At 72.5% G+C, this 15,784-nt stretch carries 15 protein-coding genes; 13 read left to right on the top strand and 2 right to left on the bottom strand.

What is annotated here, in order from left to right; genetic code table 11:
• Positions 1-423 (bottom strand): PH domain-containing protein, encoded by a 423-nt coding sequence (locus tag STBA_RS15135; RefSeq protein ID WP_253195235.1) that lies wholly within the window; start codon positions 421-423, stop codon positions 1-3.
• A 143-nt stretch (positions 424-566) separates the two neighbouring features.
• On the opposite strand from STBA_RS15135, the gene STBA_RS15130 reads away from it, so the two are divergent.
• A complete protein-coding gene (locus STBA_RS15130) occupies positions 567-1,709 on the top strand; it encodes an NADH-quinone oxidoreductase subunit D (RefSeq protein WP_077059755.1) in 1,143 nt (380 codons plus the stop codon).
• A gap of 23 nt (positions 1,710-1,732) precedes the next feature.
• Here STBA_RS15130 and STBA_RS15125 read toward each other — a convergent pair whose 3' ends face one another.
• Positions 1,733-2,713, bottom strand: coding sequence for an SAM-dependent methyltransferase (locus STBA_RS15125; RefSeq protein ID WP_253194736.1), 981 nt, complete (start codon positions 2,711-2,713; stop codon positions 1,733-1,735).
• A 102-nt stretch (positions 2,714-2,815) separates the two neighbouring features.
• On the opposite strand from STBA_RS15125, the gene STBA_RS15120 reads away from it, so the two are divergent.
• The 12 genes from STBA_RS15120 (at position 2,816) to STBA_RS15065 (ending at position 15,780) form a co-directional block, all read left to right on the top strand.
• The gene (locus STBA_RS15120; protein ID WP_077063339.1) at positions 2,816-4,030 is read left to right on the top strand and encodes a sensor histidine kinase; all 1,215 of its coding nucleotides are present in this window, start codon (positions 2,816-2,818) and stop codon (positions 4,028-4,030) included.
• Between the two features lie 47 nt (positions 4,031-4,077).
• A complete protein-coding gene (locus STBA_RS15115) occupies positions 4,078-4,755 on the top strand; it encodes a response regulator transcription factor (RefSeq protein ID WP_077059753.1) in 678 nt (225 codons plus the stop codon).
• A 107-nt stretch (positions 4,756-4,862) separates the two neighbouring features.
• Positions 4,863-5,822 carry a DUF2520 domain-containing protein gene (locus STBA_RS15110; RefSeq protein WP_077059752.1) on the top strand — a complete coding sequence of 320 codons (960 nt, stop codon included), beginning with the start codon at positions 4,863-4,865 and terminating at the stop codon, positions 5,820-5,822.
• Complete coding sequence (gene panC / locus STBA_RS15105) at positions 5,819-6,682, top strand: pantoate--beta-alanine ligase (RefSeq protein WP_077059751.1); 864 nt, start codon at positions 5,819-5,821, stop codon at positions 6,680-6,682. The genes STBA_RS15110 and panC overlap by 4 nt, the downstream gene beginning before the upstream one ends.
• A complete protein-coding gene (locus tag STBA_RS15100; protein ID WP_077059750.1) occupies positions 6,679-8,445 on the top strand; it encodes an L-aspartate oxidase in 1,767 nt (588 codons plus the stop codon). The genes panC and STBA_RS15100 overlap by 4 nt, the downstream gene beginning before the upstream one ends.
• Positions 8,442-9,488 (top strand): carboxylating nicotinate-nucleotide diphosphorylase, encoded by a 1,047-nt coding sequence (gene nadC, locus STBA_RS15095; protein ID WP_077059749.1) that lies wholly within the window; start codon positions 8,442-8,444, stop codon positions 9,486-9,488. Before STBA_RS15100 ends, nadC begins: the two co-directional genes overlap by 4 nt.
• Positions 9,489-9,490: 2 nt before the next feature.
• Positions 9,491-10,288, top strand: coding sequence for a type III pantothenate kinase (locus tag STBA_RS15090; RefSeq protein ID WP_077059748.1), 798 nt, complete (start codon positions 9,491-9,493; stop codon positions 10,286-10,288).
• Positions 10,289-10,668: 380 nt separating this feature from the next.
• Positions 10,669-10,851, top strand: a complete 183-nt coding sequence (locus STBA_RS15085) for a hypothetical protein (protein ID WP_077059747.1) — start codon at positions 10,669-10,671, stop codon at positions 10,849-10,851.
• Between the two features lie 209 nt (positions 10,852-11,060).
• Positions 11,061-11,480, top strand: coding sequence for a BlaI/MecI/CopY family transcriptional regulator (locus STBA_RS15080; RefSeq protein WP_077059746.1), 420 nt, complete (start codon positions 11,061-11,063; stop codon positions 11,478-11,480).
• The gene (locus tag STBA_RS15075; protein ID WP_077059745.1) at positions 11,437-12,009 is read left to right on the top strand and encodes an amino-acid N-acetyltransferase; all 573 of its coding nucleotides are present in this window, start codon (positions 11,437-11,439) and stop codon (positions 12,007-12,009) included. Before STBA_RS15080 ends, STBA_RS15075 begins: the two co-directional genes overlap by 44 nt.
• A 163-nt stretch (positions 12,010-12,172) precedes the next feature.
• Positions 12,173-12,517: an Lsr2 family protein gene (locus STBA_RS15070; protein ID WP_077059744.1), complete on the top strand. Its 345-nt coding sequence runs from the start codon at positions 12,173-12,175 to the stop codon at positions 12,515-12,517.
• Positions 12,518-13,257: 740 nt separating this feature from the next.
• Positions 13,258-15,780, top strand: a complete 2,523-nt coding sequence (locus tag STBA_RS15065) for an ATP-dependent Clp protease ATP-binding subunit (RefSeq protein WP_077059743.1) — start codon at positions 13,258-13,260, stop codon at positions 15,778-15,780.
• Positions 15,781-15,784 lie beyond the last annotated feature (4 nt).

Raw genomic sequence — 15,784 nt, 5'->3', positions numbered from 1 at the left:
TCACAGCCCCGCCGAACGGGCCTCGCCCAGCTCCGTGAGCCGGTCGCGCAGCCGCTCCGCCTCGGCCGGGTCGAGGCCGGGCACGGTCGCGTCGGTGGCCGCCGCCGCGGTGTGCAACTGAAGCCGCGCCAGGCCGAATTTCCGCTCCAGCGGCCCCGAGGTCACCTCGACCAGCTGCATCCGGCCGTAGGGCACCGCGGTCAGCTTGCGCCACAGCACGCCGCGGCTGATCAGCAGGTCGTCGTCGCGCTCCAGATACCGCCAGGACTGCCAGTTGCGGCCGAGGGCGCCCCAGCCCCACCCGGCCGCGGCCAGCGGCGGCACCGCCAGCAGCGCCCAGACCCCGGCGCCGAGCAGCGGCGGCAGCAGGCCGCCGGCCACCGCGAGCGGCATCAGCCAGATCAGGAGGAGCAGCCGCCGCATGCGCAGCAGCGCGGGCCGGACCGGCTGCCAGTCCTCGCCGGCCGCATCGGACCCCCCGTCGCGTGGTCCTTGTGCCACCGTGTCCATAGTCCGCAAGCTTAGAGCGGGTACGGGCGGCGCGGAGAGGTGGAAGACTGACGCGCATGGCGGAGACGACGGTCGGAGTCGGCGGGGCCGCGGAGAGCACCGACATGGTGCTGAACATCGGGCCGCAGCACCCCGCGACGCACGGAGTACTGCGGTTGCGTCTGGTGCTCGACGGGGAGCGCATCTCCCACGCCGAGCCGGTGATCGGCTACATGCACCGGGGCGCGGAGAAGCTGTTCGAGGCGCGCGACTACCGGCAGATCATCGTGCTGGCCAACCGGCACGACTGGCTGTCCGCCTTCGCCAACGAGCTGGGCGTGGTGCTCGCCGTCGAGCGGATGCTCGGCATGGAGGTCCCCGAGCGCGCCGTGTGGCTGCGCACGCTGCTCGCCGAGCTGAACCGGGCGCTCAACCACCTGATGTTCCTCGGCTCCTACCCGCTCGAACTGGGCGGCCTGACGCCGATCTTCTACGCCTTCACCGAACGGGAGAGCCTCCAGCAGGTCATGGAGGAGGTCTCGGGCGGCCGGATGCACTACATGTTCAACCGGGTGGGCGGCCTGAAGGACGAGCTGCCCGCCGGCTGGACCGGCCGCGCCAGGGAGGCCGTCGCGGCCGTCCGCGGGCGGCTGGGCCGGTTCGACGACCTGCTGCTGGGCAACGAGGTGTTCCGGGCCCGCACCCGCGGCGTCGGCGTGCTGGGCCGCGAGGCCGTGCACGCCTACGGGGTGTCCGGGCCGATCGCGCGGGCCAGCGGCGTCGACTTCGACCTGCGCCGCGACGAGCCGTACCTGGCCTACGGCGAGCTGGGCGACGTGCTGCGCGTCGAGACCAGGGAGGCGGGCGACTGCCTCGCCAGGTTCGAGGTGCTGCTCGCCCAGACGCGGAACGCCCTGGACCTCGCCGACGCGTGCCTGGACCGGCTGGCCGAGCTGCCGCCGGGACCGGTGAACCAGCGGCTGCCGAAGGTGCTGAAGGCGCCCGAGGGCGCCACCTACGCCTGGACGGAGAACCCGCTCGGCATCAACGGGTACTACCTGGTCTCGAAGGGCGAGAAGACCCCGTACCGGCTGAAGCTGCGCTCCGCCTCGTTCAACAACATCCAGGCGCTCGGCGAGCTGCTGCCGGGGACGCTGGTCTCCGACATGGTGGCGATCCTCGGGTCGTTCTTCTTCGTCGTCGGCGACATCGACAAGTAGATCGACAAGCGGCCCGCGGGGCGTCAGGGCAGCGGACTCGCGATGCCCGCGGGCTGCACCAGCCAGGTGAAGCCGCCGAGGCCCGCCGGATCGGTCAGCTCGGCCGCCTGGCCCGCGCGGCCGAGCGCCCGCAGGTAGGCCGCCGGGTCCTCGGCGGCCAGCGAGAGCGGCGGGCGCCGCCCGTCCACCCCCAGCGCGCGCAGCGCGGCGCGCTGCGGCAGCAGCACCGCGCCCGGCCCCGCGCAGGCGTCGAGCGCCACGTGAGCCGTCAGGTCGCAGCCGCCGTCGGGCACCGGCCGCACCGTGCGCCCTTCCCGGTAGCCGGTCAACGTGCCGAGCGGCGGGCGCCGTTCTCGGGTGTGGGCGTAGTCGACGGCCACCGCGAGGCCGCGTGCCAGGCTGCCCGCCGCGGCCGCCCAGGCCGCGTCGCGCGGGCGGCCGATCTCCGCCCGCGTTCCCGGCTCCGGCGGGGCCGGCCACCAGCGGCGCAGCCACGCGGCGTCGGCGCCCCCGACCGGGGCGCCGAGCCGTTCCTCCCCGGTCCGCGTCACCAGCACGTAGCGCGGCACGCCGTCCGGGTCCGTCTCGGCGACGTCGAGCGGCACGTTGTCCAGCCACTCGTTGGCGAACAGCAGCCCCTCCGCGCCCTCCGGCGGCTGCGTGCGCCACTCGATCCGCGGGTCGAGCCCCGGCGGGCGCGGCGCCCGTTCGACCGCGCAGGGGCGCAGCCGGTCCGCCACCGCCTCCGGCAGCGCCTCCACGACGCCCGCGACCAGCTCGCCGCGGCCCGCCCCGACGTCGGTGAACGTCAGCACGGCCGGCTGCCCCAGCGCCCGGTCCACGCGTATCAGCAGCCGCGCGACGGCCCACGCGAACTGCGACGACGCGTGCACCGCCGTTCTGAAGTGCGCCGCCGGCGCCTCCCTGACGAAGAAGCCCCCGGGCCCGTACAGCGCCCGCTCGGCGGCCGCCCGCCACGGCGCGGCAGGCTCATCGACTCTCACCACGTTCCCCACCCATCGTCCACCTTGAGGAGTAGTTGACGGCTTCACGTATCGGTCGTCCGGTTGACTCCCGAGCTGGACATCGTGCCTACTCTGGGTGACGTGAACCGGCTTTACGACTTCCTGCGCCGTCACCCGACCTGGGTCGACGGCTCCTGGGCGTTCGTACTGCTGCTCGTCTCCTTCATGGCGATCGCCCTGGGCGAGCAGAATGGCGGGTACCACCGGCCGGAGTGGCGCGGCATGTTCGCGGCCGTGCTGCTCGCCGTGGTCGTGACCCTGCGCCGCCGCAAGCCGGAGCACATGCTCGTCCTCGCCATCGGCACCGGCCTGTACCAGCTGGCGGCGGACGTCCCGCCGCTCCCGGCCAACTTCGCGTTCCTCGTCATCATCTTCACCGTCGCCTCCCGCCCGTCGCGCGGCCCCTCGTGGCTGGCGCTCGGTATGTCGCTCGGTGCCCCCACCCTGTCCTCCCTGCGCTGGCCCAACGAGACGGAGGGGCAGTCCGCGGCCGAGACGGTCGTCAGTATCGTCTTCCTCACCATCGCGTTCTGCCTGGCCTGGGTGCTCGGCGATTCCCTGCGCACCCGCCGCGCCTACTGGGCCGAGCTGGAGCAGCGGGCGCACCGCCTGGAGATGGAGCGCGAGACGCAGGCGCGCATTGCGGTGGCCGCCGAGCGGGCGCGCATAGCCCGCGAGCTGCACGACGTCGTCGCACACAACGTGTCGGTGATGGTCGTGCAGGCCGACGGCGCCGCCTACGTGCTGGACACCGCGCCCGACCAGACGCGCAACGCGCTCCAGACGATTTCCGGCACCGGCCGCCAGGCGCTGACCGAGATGCGGCGCCTGCTGGGGGTGCTGCGCAGCGAGACGGGCGAGGGCACGGCACAGGACTACGTGCCCCAGCCCGGCGTGGAGCAGCTGGCCGACCTGGTCGACCAGGTCAGGGACAGCGGGCTGCCGGTGGACTTCCGCATAGAGGGCACCCCGCGGCCCCTGCCGAGCGGCGTCGAGCTGACCGCGTACCGCATCGTGCAGGAGGCGCTGACCAATTCGCGCAAGCACGGCGGCCCGGACGTCGGCGCGACCGTCAGGCTGGCGTACGGTCCTGACGCGCTGACCGTCCTGGCGGAGGACGACGGGCGCGGCGCGCAGCGCGAGCTGTACGAGGAGCGCGGCCTCGACGGGCTCGGGCACGGGCTGATCGGCATGCGGGAGCGGGTGGGTATGGTCGGCGGCGTGCTGGTGGCGGGGCCGCGGCCGGGCGGCGGCTTCCGGATCAGCGCCACGCTGCCGCTGACGGGCGTCGAATGACCGGTGCGAAGGACACGAAGCGCGAAGGACACGAAGGGGGAACGACCATGCCGATCCGCGTGATGCTCGTCGACGACCAGGTGCTGCTGCGCACCGGCTTCAAGATGGTGCTGGCCGCGCAGCCGGACATGGAGGTCACCGCGGAGGCCGGGGACGGCGCCGAGGCCCTGGAGGTGCTGCGCTCCACCGCGATCGACATCGTGCTGATGGACGTGCGCATGCCGCGCCTGGACGGTGTGGAGGCCACCCGGCGCATCTGCCAGGGCGGCGAGGGCGGCCCTGGCGAGCCCAAGGTCCTCATCCTGACGACGTTCGACCTCGACGAGTACGCGTTCTCCGGGCTCAAGGCGGGCGCGGCCGGGTTCATGCTGAAGGACGTCCCGCCGGACGAGCTGCTGGGCGCGATCCGCTCGGTGCACAGCGGCGACTCGGTCGTCGCGCCCTCCACCACCCGCCGCCTGCTCGACCGGTTCGTGACGCTGCTGCCCGTTCCCGACCAGAATGCGCACCCCGAGCTCGATCAGCTGACCGACCGGGAGCGGGAGGTACTCATGCTGATCGCCCAGGGCCTGTCGAACGGGGAGATCGCCACGTCGCTGTTCGTGTCCGAGGCGACGGTGAAGACCCATGTCGGCCGCATCCTCGCGAAGTTGGGCCTGCGCGACCGGGTGCAGGCCGTGGTGCTCGCCTACGAGACCGGGCTGGTCAGGGCGGGCGGGCGCTGACGCCGGGCGGGAGGGGCCCGCGGGCCGTGGCGGGCGGCCTTAAGCTGGACCGACGTCCGGTACCGAGTACGGGGACCGGAACGCGCGAAGAAAGAGGCCCTCCCGCCGTGAACGCCGCCGCCAACTCCTCCAGGGGCACCGAGGCGCGCGACCGCCCCGCCCGCCTGCGGGTCGGCGTCGTGGGCGCCGGCCGGGTCGGCCCCGCGCTCGCGGCCGCGCTGAGCCTGGCCGGGCACCGCCCGGTGGCCGCCTCCGGCGTCTCCGATGCCTCCCGCCGCCGCGCCGAGGCGCTGCTGCCCGGGGTGCCGCTGGTCGCCCCCGACGAGGTACTGGCCCGCGCGGACCTGGTGCTGCTGACCGTTCCCGACGACGCGCTGCCCGCGCTGGTCGCCGGCCTGGCCGAGACCGGCGCGGTGCGCCCCGGCCAGCTGCTCGTGCACTGTTCCGGCCGGTACGGTGCGGGCGTCCTGGCCCCCGCGCTGCGCGCCGGCGGGCTGCCGCTCGCGCTGCACCCCGCGATGACGTTCACCGGCACCCCGGTCGACGTGCAGCGGCTCGCGGGCTGCTCGTTCGGCGTCACCGCGCCCGCCGAGCTGCGGCTGGCCGCCGAGGCGCTGGTCATCGAGATGGGCGGCGAGCCGGAGTGGATCGAGGAGGGGGCCCGCCCGCTGTACCACGCGGCGCTCGCCCTCGGCGCCAACCACCTGGTCACGCTCGTCGCGCAGGCCCTTGAGCTGCTGCGCACCGCGGGCGTCTCCGCGCCCGACCGCATGCTCGGGCCGCTGCTCGGCGCGGCGCTCGACAATGCGCTGCGTTCCGGTGACGCCGCCCTGACCGGCCCGGTCGCCCGCGGGGACGCGGGAACGGTCGCCGCCCACGTCGCCGAGCTGCGCGCCCACGCCCCGCAGGCGCTGGCCGGCTACCTCGCGATGGCCCGCACGACCGCGGACCGCGCCCTGGACCGCGGCCTGCTGAAGCCGGAGCTGGCCGAGGCGCTGCTCGGGGTGCTGGCGGACGGTGCCGCGGGCGGGAGCGCCGCGGGCACGGACGACGGAGGAGAACGATGACCATAGCCGTGGCGCACCGCGCCGAGGACCTGCACGCCCGGTACCGCCCCGGCGCGCCGCGCGCCGTCGTGATGACGCTGGGCGCCCTGCACGAGGGCCACGCGGCGAACATCCACGCCGCGCGCGAGCGGGTCGGGCCGGACGGGCAGATCGTCGTCACCGTGTACGTGAACCCGCTGCAGTTCGGTGCGGGCGAGGACTTCGACCGCTACCCGCGGACCCTCGACGCCGATGTGAAGCTCGCCGGGGCCGCCGGCGCCGACCTCGTCTTCGCGCCCGCGGACGACGTGATGTACCCGGCGGGCCGGCCCCTGATCCGCGTCGCGGCGGGGCCCCTGGGCGAGCGCCTGGAGGGCGCCTCCCGCCCCGGCCACTTCGACGGCATGCTGACCGTCGTCGCCAAGCTGCTGCACCTCACCCGGCCGGATTACGCGCTGTTCGGCGAGAAGGACGCGCAGCAGCTCGCGCTCATCCGCCGCATGGTGCGCGATCTCGACTTTCCCGTGGAGATCGTGCCCGTCGCCACCGTCCGCGAGCCCGACGGCCTGGCCCTCTCCAGCCGCAACCGGTACCTCTCCCCGGCGGAGCGCACCACGGCGCTCGCGCTGTCGGGCGCGCTGTTCGCGGCGCGCGGGCACCGCGCGCCCGCGGCGGCGCGCGCCGCGGCCCGGGGCGTTCTCGACGCCGCCGCGGCGCTCGACCCGCCGCTGGCCCTCGACTACCTGGCCCTGCTCGACCCGGCGGACCTGACCGAGGTGCCGGACGGCTACCGCGGCGAGGCGATCATGGCGGTGGCCGCCCGGGTGGGCACCACCCGGCTCATCGACAATGTCCGCCTCGGCCTGGGCGGGAACGCATGACCGTCCGCGCGGGCATACCCCTGCCCGCCGCGCTGCCCGCCCCCGCGCCCGGCTGGGCGATCGGCGCCGACGTGGTCGTCGTCGGTTCGGGCGTCGCCGGGCTCACCGCCGCGCTGCGCTGCGCCGCCGCGGGCCTGCGTACCGTGATCGTCACCAAGGCCCGCCTCGACGACGGCTCCACGCGCTGGGCGCAGGGCGGCATCGCCGCCGCCCTCGGCGAGGGCGACAGCCCGGCCCAGCACCTGCGGGACACGCTCGTGGCGGGTGCCGGGCTGTGCGACGAGACCGCGGTCGGCGCGCTGGTGTCCGAGGGGCCGGACGCGGTGCGCCGGCTCATCGCCCTGGGCGCGCGGTTCGACGAGGAGGCCGACGGCCGGATCTCCCTGACCCGGGAGGGCGGCCACCACCGGCGCCGCATCGCGCACGCCGGGGGCGACGCCACCGGCGCGGAGATCTCGCGGGCTCTGGTGGCCGCGGTCCGGCGGGCGGGCATCGACACCGTCGAGAACGCGCTGGCCCTCGACCTGCTGAAGGACGCCGCGGGCCGGACGGCCGGGGTCACCCTGCACGTGATGGGGGAGGGGCGGCAGGACGGCGTGGGCGCCGTGCACGCCCCGGCCGTGGTGCTGGCCACCGGCGGTATGGGGCAGGTGTTCTCCGCCACCACCAACCCGGCGGTCTCGACCGGCGACGGGGTGGCGCTCGCGCTGCGCGCGGGCGCGGAGGTCTCCGACCTGGAGTTCGTGCAGTTCCACCCCACGGTGCTGTTCCTCGGCCCGGGGGCCGAGGGCCGGCAGCCGCTGATATCCGAGGCGGTCCGCGGCGAGGGGGCGCACCTGGTCGACGGCGCCGGCGTCCGTTTCATGGCCGGACAGCACGAGCTGGCCGAGCTTGCGCCCCGCGACGTCGTCGCCAAGGCCCTCACGCGCCGCATGCGCGAGCAGGGCACGGACCACATGTACCTGGACGCCCGGCACTTCGGCGCCGCGATGTGGCAGCGCCGCTTCCCCACGATCCTGGCCGCCTGCCGCGCCCACGGCATCGACCCGGTGACCGCGCCGGTGCCGGTGGCGCCCGCCGCCCACTACGCCTCAGGCGGCGTCCGCACCGACCTGGCGGGCCGCACCACGGTGCCCGGCCTCTACGCCTGCGGCGAGACGGCCTGCACCGGGGTGCACGGCGCGAACCGCCTGGCCTCCAACTCCCTGCTGGAGGGCCTGGTCTTCGCCGAACGCATCGCCGCGGCCGTCGCGGCGGACCGGCCGGCCGCGGGCCCGCCCGTTCCCGCGCCGCCGCCCGGCGGGCCCGGGCTGCTGCCCACCGCGGCCAGGACGGCGATCCAGCGCGCGATGACCGCGGGCGCCGGGGTGCTGCGTTCCGCGGCGGGTCTCGCCGCCGCGGCGGCAGATCTCGACCGGCTCGCGGCGGACGTCGACAGGAAGCCGGCCGAGCCGGGCACGGACACCTGGGAGACGGCTAACCTGCACCTGGTGGCCCGGGTCCTGGTCGCCGTGGCCGCGCTGCGCCCCGAGACCCGCGGCTGTCACTGGCGCGAGGACCACCCGGAGCGGGACGATGCCCACTGGCGGCGCCACCTCGTCGCCACGCTGGCCCCGGCCGCCGAGGGCTCGGCCCTCGCCGTTCACCCCACCGGCACGACCGCGTTCCCTGCCACCCGCGCCCTGTCGGCCGCGCAGGACCCACCAACCTCCGCACCGCGCCGCGCGGACGGAGCAGCGAAATTGGAGACCCACGAGCCGTGACCAGCCCCGACACCCCTCCCGCCAGGCCCGTTGAGCTGACCCTGCTGCCGCTCGGTGCGCGGCCCGGCGAAGAACCGGCGGCCGGCGGCTGCGGCGCGGGCTGCGGCTGCGGCGCCGGGGACGAGGCCGCGGCGCACGACCCGCTGGAGTGCGGGCTCGACCCGGACCTGGCCGACCTGCTCACGGCCGGCGGCCTCGACCCGGTGCACGTCGAGGACGTGGCGCATCTGGCGGTCGAGGAGGACCTGGACAACGGGGTGGACGTCACGACCGTGGCGACCGTTCCCGAGGAGGCGGTGGCCACCGGGGACTTCGTCGCCAGGCAGGCGGGGACGGTGGCGGGGCTGCACGTCGCCGAGGCGGTGCTGTCGATCGTGTGCACCGACGAGTTCGAGGTGGAACGGCACGTCGCGGACGGCGACCGCGTCGCGCCGGGCCAGGTGCTGCTCTCCGTGACCACCCGCACCCGGGACCTGCTCACCGGCGAGCGCAGCGCGCTGAACCTGCTGTGCCGCCTCTCCGGGATCGCCACCGCCACCGCGGCCTGGGCGGACGCCCTCGCCGGCACCTCGACCAGGGTCCGCGACACCCGTAAGACGACGCCGGGTCTGCGGTCCCTGGAGAAGTACGCCGTGCGCTGCGGCGGGGGCGTCAACCACCGCATGTCCCTGTCCGACGCCGCGCTCATCAAGGACAACCACGTGATCGCCGCGGGCGGCGTAGCGGAGGCGTTCCGCAAGGTCCGCGAGGAATTCCCCGGCGTGCCGGTCGAGGTCGAGGTCGACCACCTCGACCAGATCGAGCCCGTGCTCGCCGAGGGCGCCGACCTGATCCTGCTGGACAACTTCACGCCCGAGGCCACCGCGGAGGCCGTGGCGCTCGTCGCGGGCCGCGCAGCCCTGGAGTCCTCCGGCCGCCTCGGCCTCGACACCGCGCGCGCCTACGCGGACGCGGGCGTCGACTACGTGGCGGTCGGTGCGCTCACCCACTCCGCCCCGATCCTGGACATCGGGCTCGACCTCCGCCCCGAGAGGCGCGACTGACCATGCTGCTCACTATCGACGTCGGCAACACGCACACTGTCCTCGGCCTGTTCGACGGCGAGGAGATCGTGGAGCACTGGCGCATCTCCACCGATGCCCGGCGCACTGCCGACGAGCTCGCGGTGCTGCTCCAGGGCCTGATGGGGATGCATCCGCTGCTCGGCGACGAGCTGGGCGACGGCATCGACGGCATCGCTATCTGTTCCACCGTGCCCTCCGTGCTGCACGAGCTGCGGGAGGTGACGCGGCGCTACTACGGGGACATTCCGGCGGTGCTGGTCGAGCCGGGCGTCAAAACGGGCGTGCCGATCCTCACGGACAACCCGAAGGAGGTCGGCGCGGACCGGATCATCAACGCGGTGGCCGCCGTCGAGCTGTACGGCGGCCCGTGCATCGTCGTCGACTTCGGCACGGCCACCACGTACGACGCGGTCTCGGCGCGCGGGGAGTACGCGGGCGGGGCGATCGCGCCGGGCATCGAGATCTCGGTGGAGGCCCTGGGCCTGCGCGGCGCGCAGCTGCGGAAGGTGGAGCTGGCCAGGCCGCGGCACGTGATCGGGAAGAACACGGTGGAGTCGATGCAGTCCGGCATCCTGTACGGCTTCGCCGGCCAGGTGGACGGCATGGTGGAGCGCATGTCGCGGGAGCTGGCGGACGACCCGGACGACGTGACGGTGATCGCGACGGGCGGCTTGGCGCCGATGGTGCTGCGCGAGTCGACGGTGATCGACGAGCACGAGCCGTGGCTGACCCTGGTCGGCCTCCGGCTGGTGTACGAGCGGAACGTGTCGCGCTCCTGACGTCACCCGACCCGGGGAAACACGCCGTTGGCCGACGAATAGCGGCAGTTTGTCTGCTTACCACTTAATGTCGGTTTATGGTTACGTCGAACGGTTCCCAGGGTCCCCGGGGTGCCCGCACCGCGGGCGGTGACGGGAACGAGAACGCTGAACAGCAGCCGCGCCGGCCCGCCACGGGCCGCCCCGTGCCGACCCCGGCGGAGGTCTTCCCCCCGCACCGCAAGCGCCAGGCCCCGCCGCCCGGGCAGCAGGGGCAGCCGCCCGCGCGGCGTGACGAGGGCGGGGACGCGCAGGACGGGAGGAGTGGGGAAAACTCCCCGCAAGGCGGTCGGTAGGCTGGGGAACGGCTCGCCCGAGCGCGTTCTAGGAGGCCGATCGCTGTGGACTACGTCGCCGCACTCTTTCCGCCGGCCGTGATGGCCGTCGGCTTCACCTGGCTGATCGTGACGATCATCAGGACCCAGGGTGGCGTCAACAAGTACAAGGAGGATGCCGCCGTCGACGCGGCGCTCGCCGCGCGGGCCGCGGGCGAGAGCGAGCAGCCCGCCGAACGCCGCGCCTGACGGCGTTCCCTCGCGTTCCGGCGCCGCCTCCCCGCGGCGCCCTCCCCTCTTCCCCGGTACGCCCCGTCCGCGCCGCCACGCGCCGTTCCGGGCCGTCTCGCGCCGTTCCGCGCGCCGGGGCCCCTCACGTTCCCTCCCGCTCGCATGCGGGTATGGTGGGCATACGTCGGACCTGTCCGTTTTGTCGCCACCGGGCTATTCTTCATCCTGTGCCTCGACCATTGGGAGAGCTGGAAGACGCGGTGATGAGCCGCGTATGGGAGTGGAACCGGCCCGTCACGGTGCGGGAAGTTCTCGAAGATCTGCGGCGGGAGCGTTCGATCGCCTATACGACGGTGATGACCGTCTTGGACAACCTGCACCAGAAGGGCTGGGTCCGGCGCGAGCAGGAGGGCCGGGCCTATCGCTATGAGGCGATCTCCACTCGCGCTGCGTACTCGGCGGCATTGATGAATGACGCGTGGTCGGAGAGCGACAACCCGGCCGCCGCGCTGGTGGCTTTCTTCGGCATGATGTCGGCCGGGCAGACCGAGGCATTGCGCGACGCGCTGCGGGTGGTGGATGTGTCGGGAGTACCCGGATCAGATGCTCCCGCCCCCGAAGACGAAGGTGAAGGCACGCAGCGATAGCCTCGCGGTTGTGCCGGATACCTCGAGCGAAGTTACTGTCCGCCGTGCCAGGACTACAGATGTCCCGGCGGTGCGCCGGCTGATCGACGGCTACTCGCGAGGCGGCATCCTGCTCGACAAGGCGACGGTGACGCTTTACGAGGACATTCAGGAGTTCTGGGTGGCCGAGCGGGACCACGACGCGCAGGTGGTCGGCTGCGGGGCCCTGCACGTGATGTGGGAAGACCTGGCGGAGGTGCGCACGCTCGCGGTGGACCCGCTGCTGAAGGGCAGGGGGGTGGGGCATCAGGTGCTGGAGAAGTTGCTGCTGACGGCCCGCAGGCTCGGCGTGCGGCGCATTTTCTGCCTGACCTTCGAAGTGGAGTTCTTCGCCCGCCACGGCTTCCGGGAGATCGGCGACGCCCCGGTGGATGGCGATGTCTACAGTGAGCTGCTGCGTTCCTATGACGAGGGAGTGGCCGAGTTCCTGGGGTTGGAACGGGTGAAGCCCAACACCTTGGGTAACAGTCGGATGCTGCTGCATCTCTGATTGAGGCGATAGGTGGTGCTTATGTCCGAAACGTCCCACCGTGTCTTATCGCTTGCACAGTAAAGAGGCTCCGGGGTTTGTGTTTTTCCGGCAATGGCGGTTTGATTACATCCGCAGTACAACAGTCATTGGTATTCAGCGACGATGAATGAGGAGTAGCCCGGTGGCACAGAAGGTTCAGGTCCTTCTCCTCGATGACCTCAGCGGTGGCGAGGCGGACGAGACCGTTACGTTCGCGCTCGACGGCAAGACTTACGAGATCGACCTCAACTCCGATAACGCGGACAAGCTCCGCAACGCCCTGGAGCCCTATGTCAAGGCCGGCCGCCGTGCCGGTGGTGGCAGGGCCGCCAGGGGACGGGCCCGCGCGGCCGCGACGGGCGGCGGGAGCAGTAGCCAGGACACGGCGAAAATTCGGGCCTGGGCGAAGGAAAACGGATACGAGGTCAATGACCGGGGCCGTGTTCCCGCCAACATTCGCGAGGCCTACGAGAAGGCCGGCGTCTGAAGTAGCGACCGGGTGCCACGGGCCGGCCGTGTCCGGTGGCGCTCAGTCGCGGCGGCGCCCGCCGGGCCGTACCGGCTCCGGCGAGCTCGGGCGCCGCGGCGGTTCATCTCCCTGTCCGGGGGGTCGTGCAGGCGGACGGCCCCCCGAGGAGTGCCCGGCGGCGGCGCGCAGCCGCTCCGGGCCCGCGGGTCCTCGCCCGCGGTCCCGCCCCCGCGCCCCGGCGGCCCCCTCGTTCTCACGCGCCTCTCGCGCGCGGGCGCAGGCGCCCCGCGCCCGGAGCGACGTGTGGTCGCGGTCGCGGAATCGTGAGTGTCATGCCGTGAGCAACCCGGTTCCGTACGGAAGAGTTACGCGTGGTCTGCGTCCCGCTGCGCACCGTGATCCCGTTCGCCTGTAGCGGATGTCCGTGGCTGGTACGGCATGGAGTGTCAGCCTGGAGGGGTAGGCAGTTCTTAACAGATGATGGGTCACTCATGGATGGGGGGCGGTGACAGTGGGGCCGGGAGTGTCGGTCAGGGGCGTTCGCCATCGGCGTAGTCGCCCCGAGCGCCGGGGCTTGGCCTGCGGGAACATCGTCTCGCACCCTGGGGTTGGAACTGTTGTCGCCTGTTCGGGGCACGACGCCGGGGACAGGAGCAGACAGTTGGAATGAGCGGTCCCCCGTTGCGGGACTAAGCTGCGGAAGGACAGGGAGGGGACCGACCCCTTTACTGCCTGACCGCTCTGAGGAGCGATTAACGATGTTCGAGAGGTTCACCGACCGCGCGCGGCGGGTTGTCGTCCTGGCTCAGGAAGAAGCCCGGATGCTCAACCACAACTACATCGGCACCGAGCACATCCTCCTGGGCCTGATCCACGAGGGTGAGGGTGTCGCCGCTAAGGCCCTGGAGAGCCTCGGGATCTCGCTTGAGGCGGTCCGCCAGCAGGTGGAGGAGATCATCGGTCAGGGCCAGCAGGCCCCGTCCGGCCACATTCCCTTCACCCCCCGGGCCAAGAAGGTGCTGGAGCTCTCGCTCCGCGAGGCCCTCCAGCTCGGCCACAACTACATCGGCACCGAGCACATCCTGCTCGGCCTGATCCGCGAGGGCGAGGGCGTGGCCGCCCAGGTCCTCGTGAAGCTGGGTGCCGACCTCAACCGGGTGCGGCAGCAGGTCATCCAGCTGCTGTCCGGCTACTCCGGCGGCAAGGAGGCCGCGACCGCGGGCGCCCCCGCCGAGGGCACGCCGTCGACCTCCCTGGTGCTGGACCAGTTCGGCCGCAATCTCACCCAGGCCGCCCGCGAATCCAAGCTCGACCCGGTCATCGGGCGCGAGAAGGAGATCGAGCGGGTCATGCAGGTGCTCTCCCGCAGGACCAAGAACAACCCGGTCCTCATCGGCGAGCCCGGCGTCGGCAAGACGGCGGTCGTCGAGGGCCTGGCCCAGGCCATCGTCAAGGGCGAGGTGCCCGAGACCCTCAAGGACAAGCACCTCTACACCCTGGACCTGGGCGCCCTGGTGGCCGGTTCCCGTTACCGCGGTGACTTCGAGGAGCGCCTGAAGAAGGTGCTCAAGGAGATCCGCACCCGCGGCGACATCATCCTGTTCATCGACGAGCTGCACACGCTGGTGGGCGCGGGCGCCGCCGAGGGCGCGATCGACGCCGCCAGCATCCTGAAGCCGATGCTGGCCCGCGGTGAGCTCCAGACCATCGGCGCCACCACACTGGACGAGTACCGCAAGTACCTGGAGAAGGACGCGGCCCTCGAACGCCGCTTCCAGCCCATCCAGGTCGCGGAGCCGTCGCTGCCGCACACCATCGAGATCCTGAAGGGTCTGCGCGACAGGTACGAGGCGCACCACCGCGTCTCCATCACCGACTCCGCCCTGGTCGCCGCGGCCCAGCTGGCCGACCGGTACATCTCCGACCGCTTCCTGCCGGACAAGGCGATCGACCTTATCGACGAGGCCGGTTCCCGGATGCGCATTCGCCGGATGACCGCGCCGCCGGACCTGCGGGAGTTCGACGAGAAGATCGCCGGTGTGCGGCGCGAGAAGGAGTCCGCGATCGACTCGCAGGACTTCGAGAAGGCCGCTTCGCTGCGCGACAACGAGAAGCAGCTGCTGGCCGCGAAGGCCCAGCGGGAGAAGGAGTGGAAGTCGGGCGACATGGACGTCGTCGCCGAGGTGGACGAGGAGCTGATCGCCGAGGTCCTCGCCGCTTCCACCGGCATCCCGGTCTTCAAGTTGACGGAGGAGGAGTCCTCCCGCCTGCTGCGCATGGAGGACGAGCTGCACAAGCGCGTCATCGGCCAGGAGGACGCCATCAAGGCGCTCTCGCAGGCCATCCGCCGCACCAGGGCCGGCCTGAAGGACCCGAAGCGGCCCGGCGGTTCGTTCATCTTCGCCGGTCCTTCCGGCGTCGGTAAGACCGAGCTGTCCAAGACGCTCGCGGAGTTCCTCTTCGGTGACGAGGACGCGCTGATCTCCCTCGACATGTCGGAGTTCGGCGAGAAGCACACGGTGTCGCGCCTCTTCGGCTCCCCGCCCGGATACGTGGGGTACGAGGAGGGTGGCCAGCTCACCGAGAAGGTGCGCAGGAAGCCGTTCTCCGTCGTGCTGTTCGACGAGGTGGAGAAGGCCCACCCGGACATCTTCAACTCGCTGCTCCAGATCCTGGAGGACGGTCGGCTGACCGACTCCCAGGGCCGGGTCGTGGACTTCAAGAACACCGTCATCATCATGACGACGAACCTCGGCACCCGGGACATCTCCAAGGGCTTCAACATGGGCTTCGCGGTGGCCGGCGATGTCGCCACCGGTTACGAGCGCATGAAGGCCAAGGTCAACGACGAGCTGAAGCAGCACTTCCGCCCCGAGTTCCTCAACCGTGTCGACGACACGGTGGTCTTCCACCAGCTGACGCAGGACGACATCATGAAGATCGTCGACCTGATGATCGCGCAGGTGGACGACCGGCTGAAGGACCGGGACATGGCGATCGAGCTGAGCGCGGACGCCAAGCAGCTGCTGGCCAAGCGCGGGTACGACCCGGTGCTCGGCGCCCGGCCGCTGCGGCGGACCATTCAGCGGGAGATCGAGGACGTGCTGTCCGAAAAGATCCTCTTCGGCGAGCTGCGCCCCGGCCACATCGTGGTCGTGGACACCGAGGGCGAGGAGAAGGACAAGGCCTTCACCTTCCGCGGCGAGGAGAAGTCCTCGCTGCCGGACGCCCCGCCGGTGGAGCAGGCCGCCAAGGGCGGTCCCAACCTGGCGAAGGAGTAGGCAC

Source organism: Streptomyces sp. MP131-18 (assembly GCF_001984575.1).
Lineage (GTDB): Bacteria > Actinomycetota > Actinomycetes > Streptomycetales > Streptomycetaceae > Streptomyces > Streptomyces johnsoniae.
Note: the sequence above shows the minus strand (reverse complement) of the source record. Positions and strands in the feature narration are given on the sequence as shown.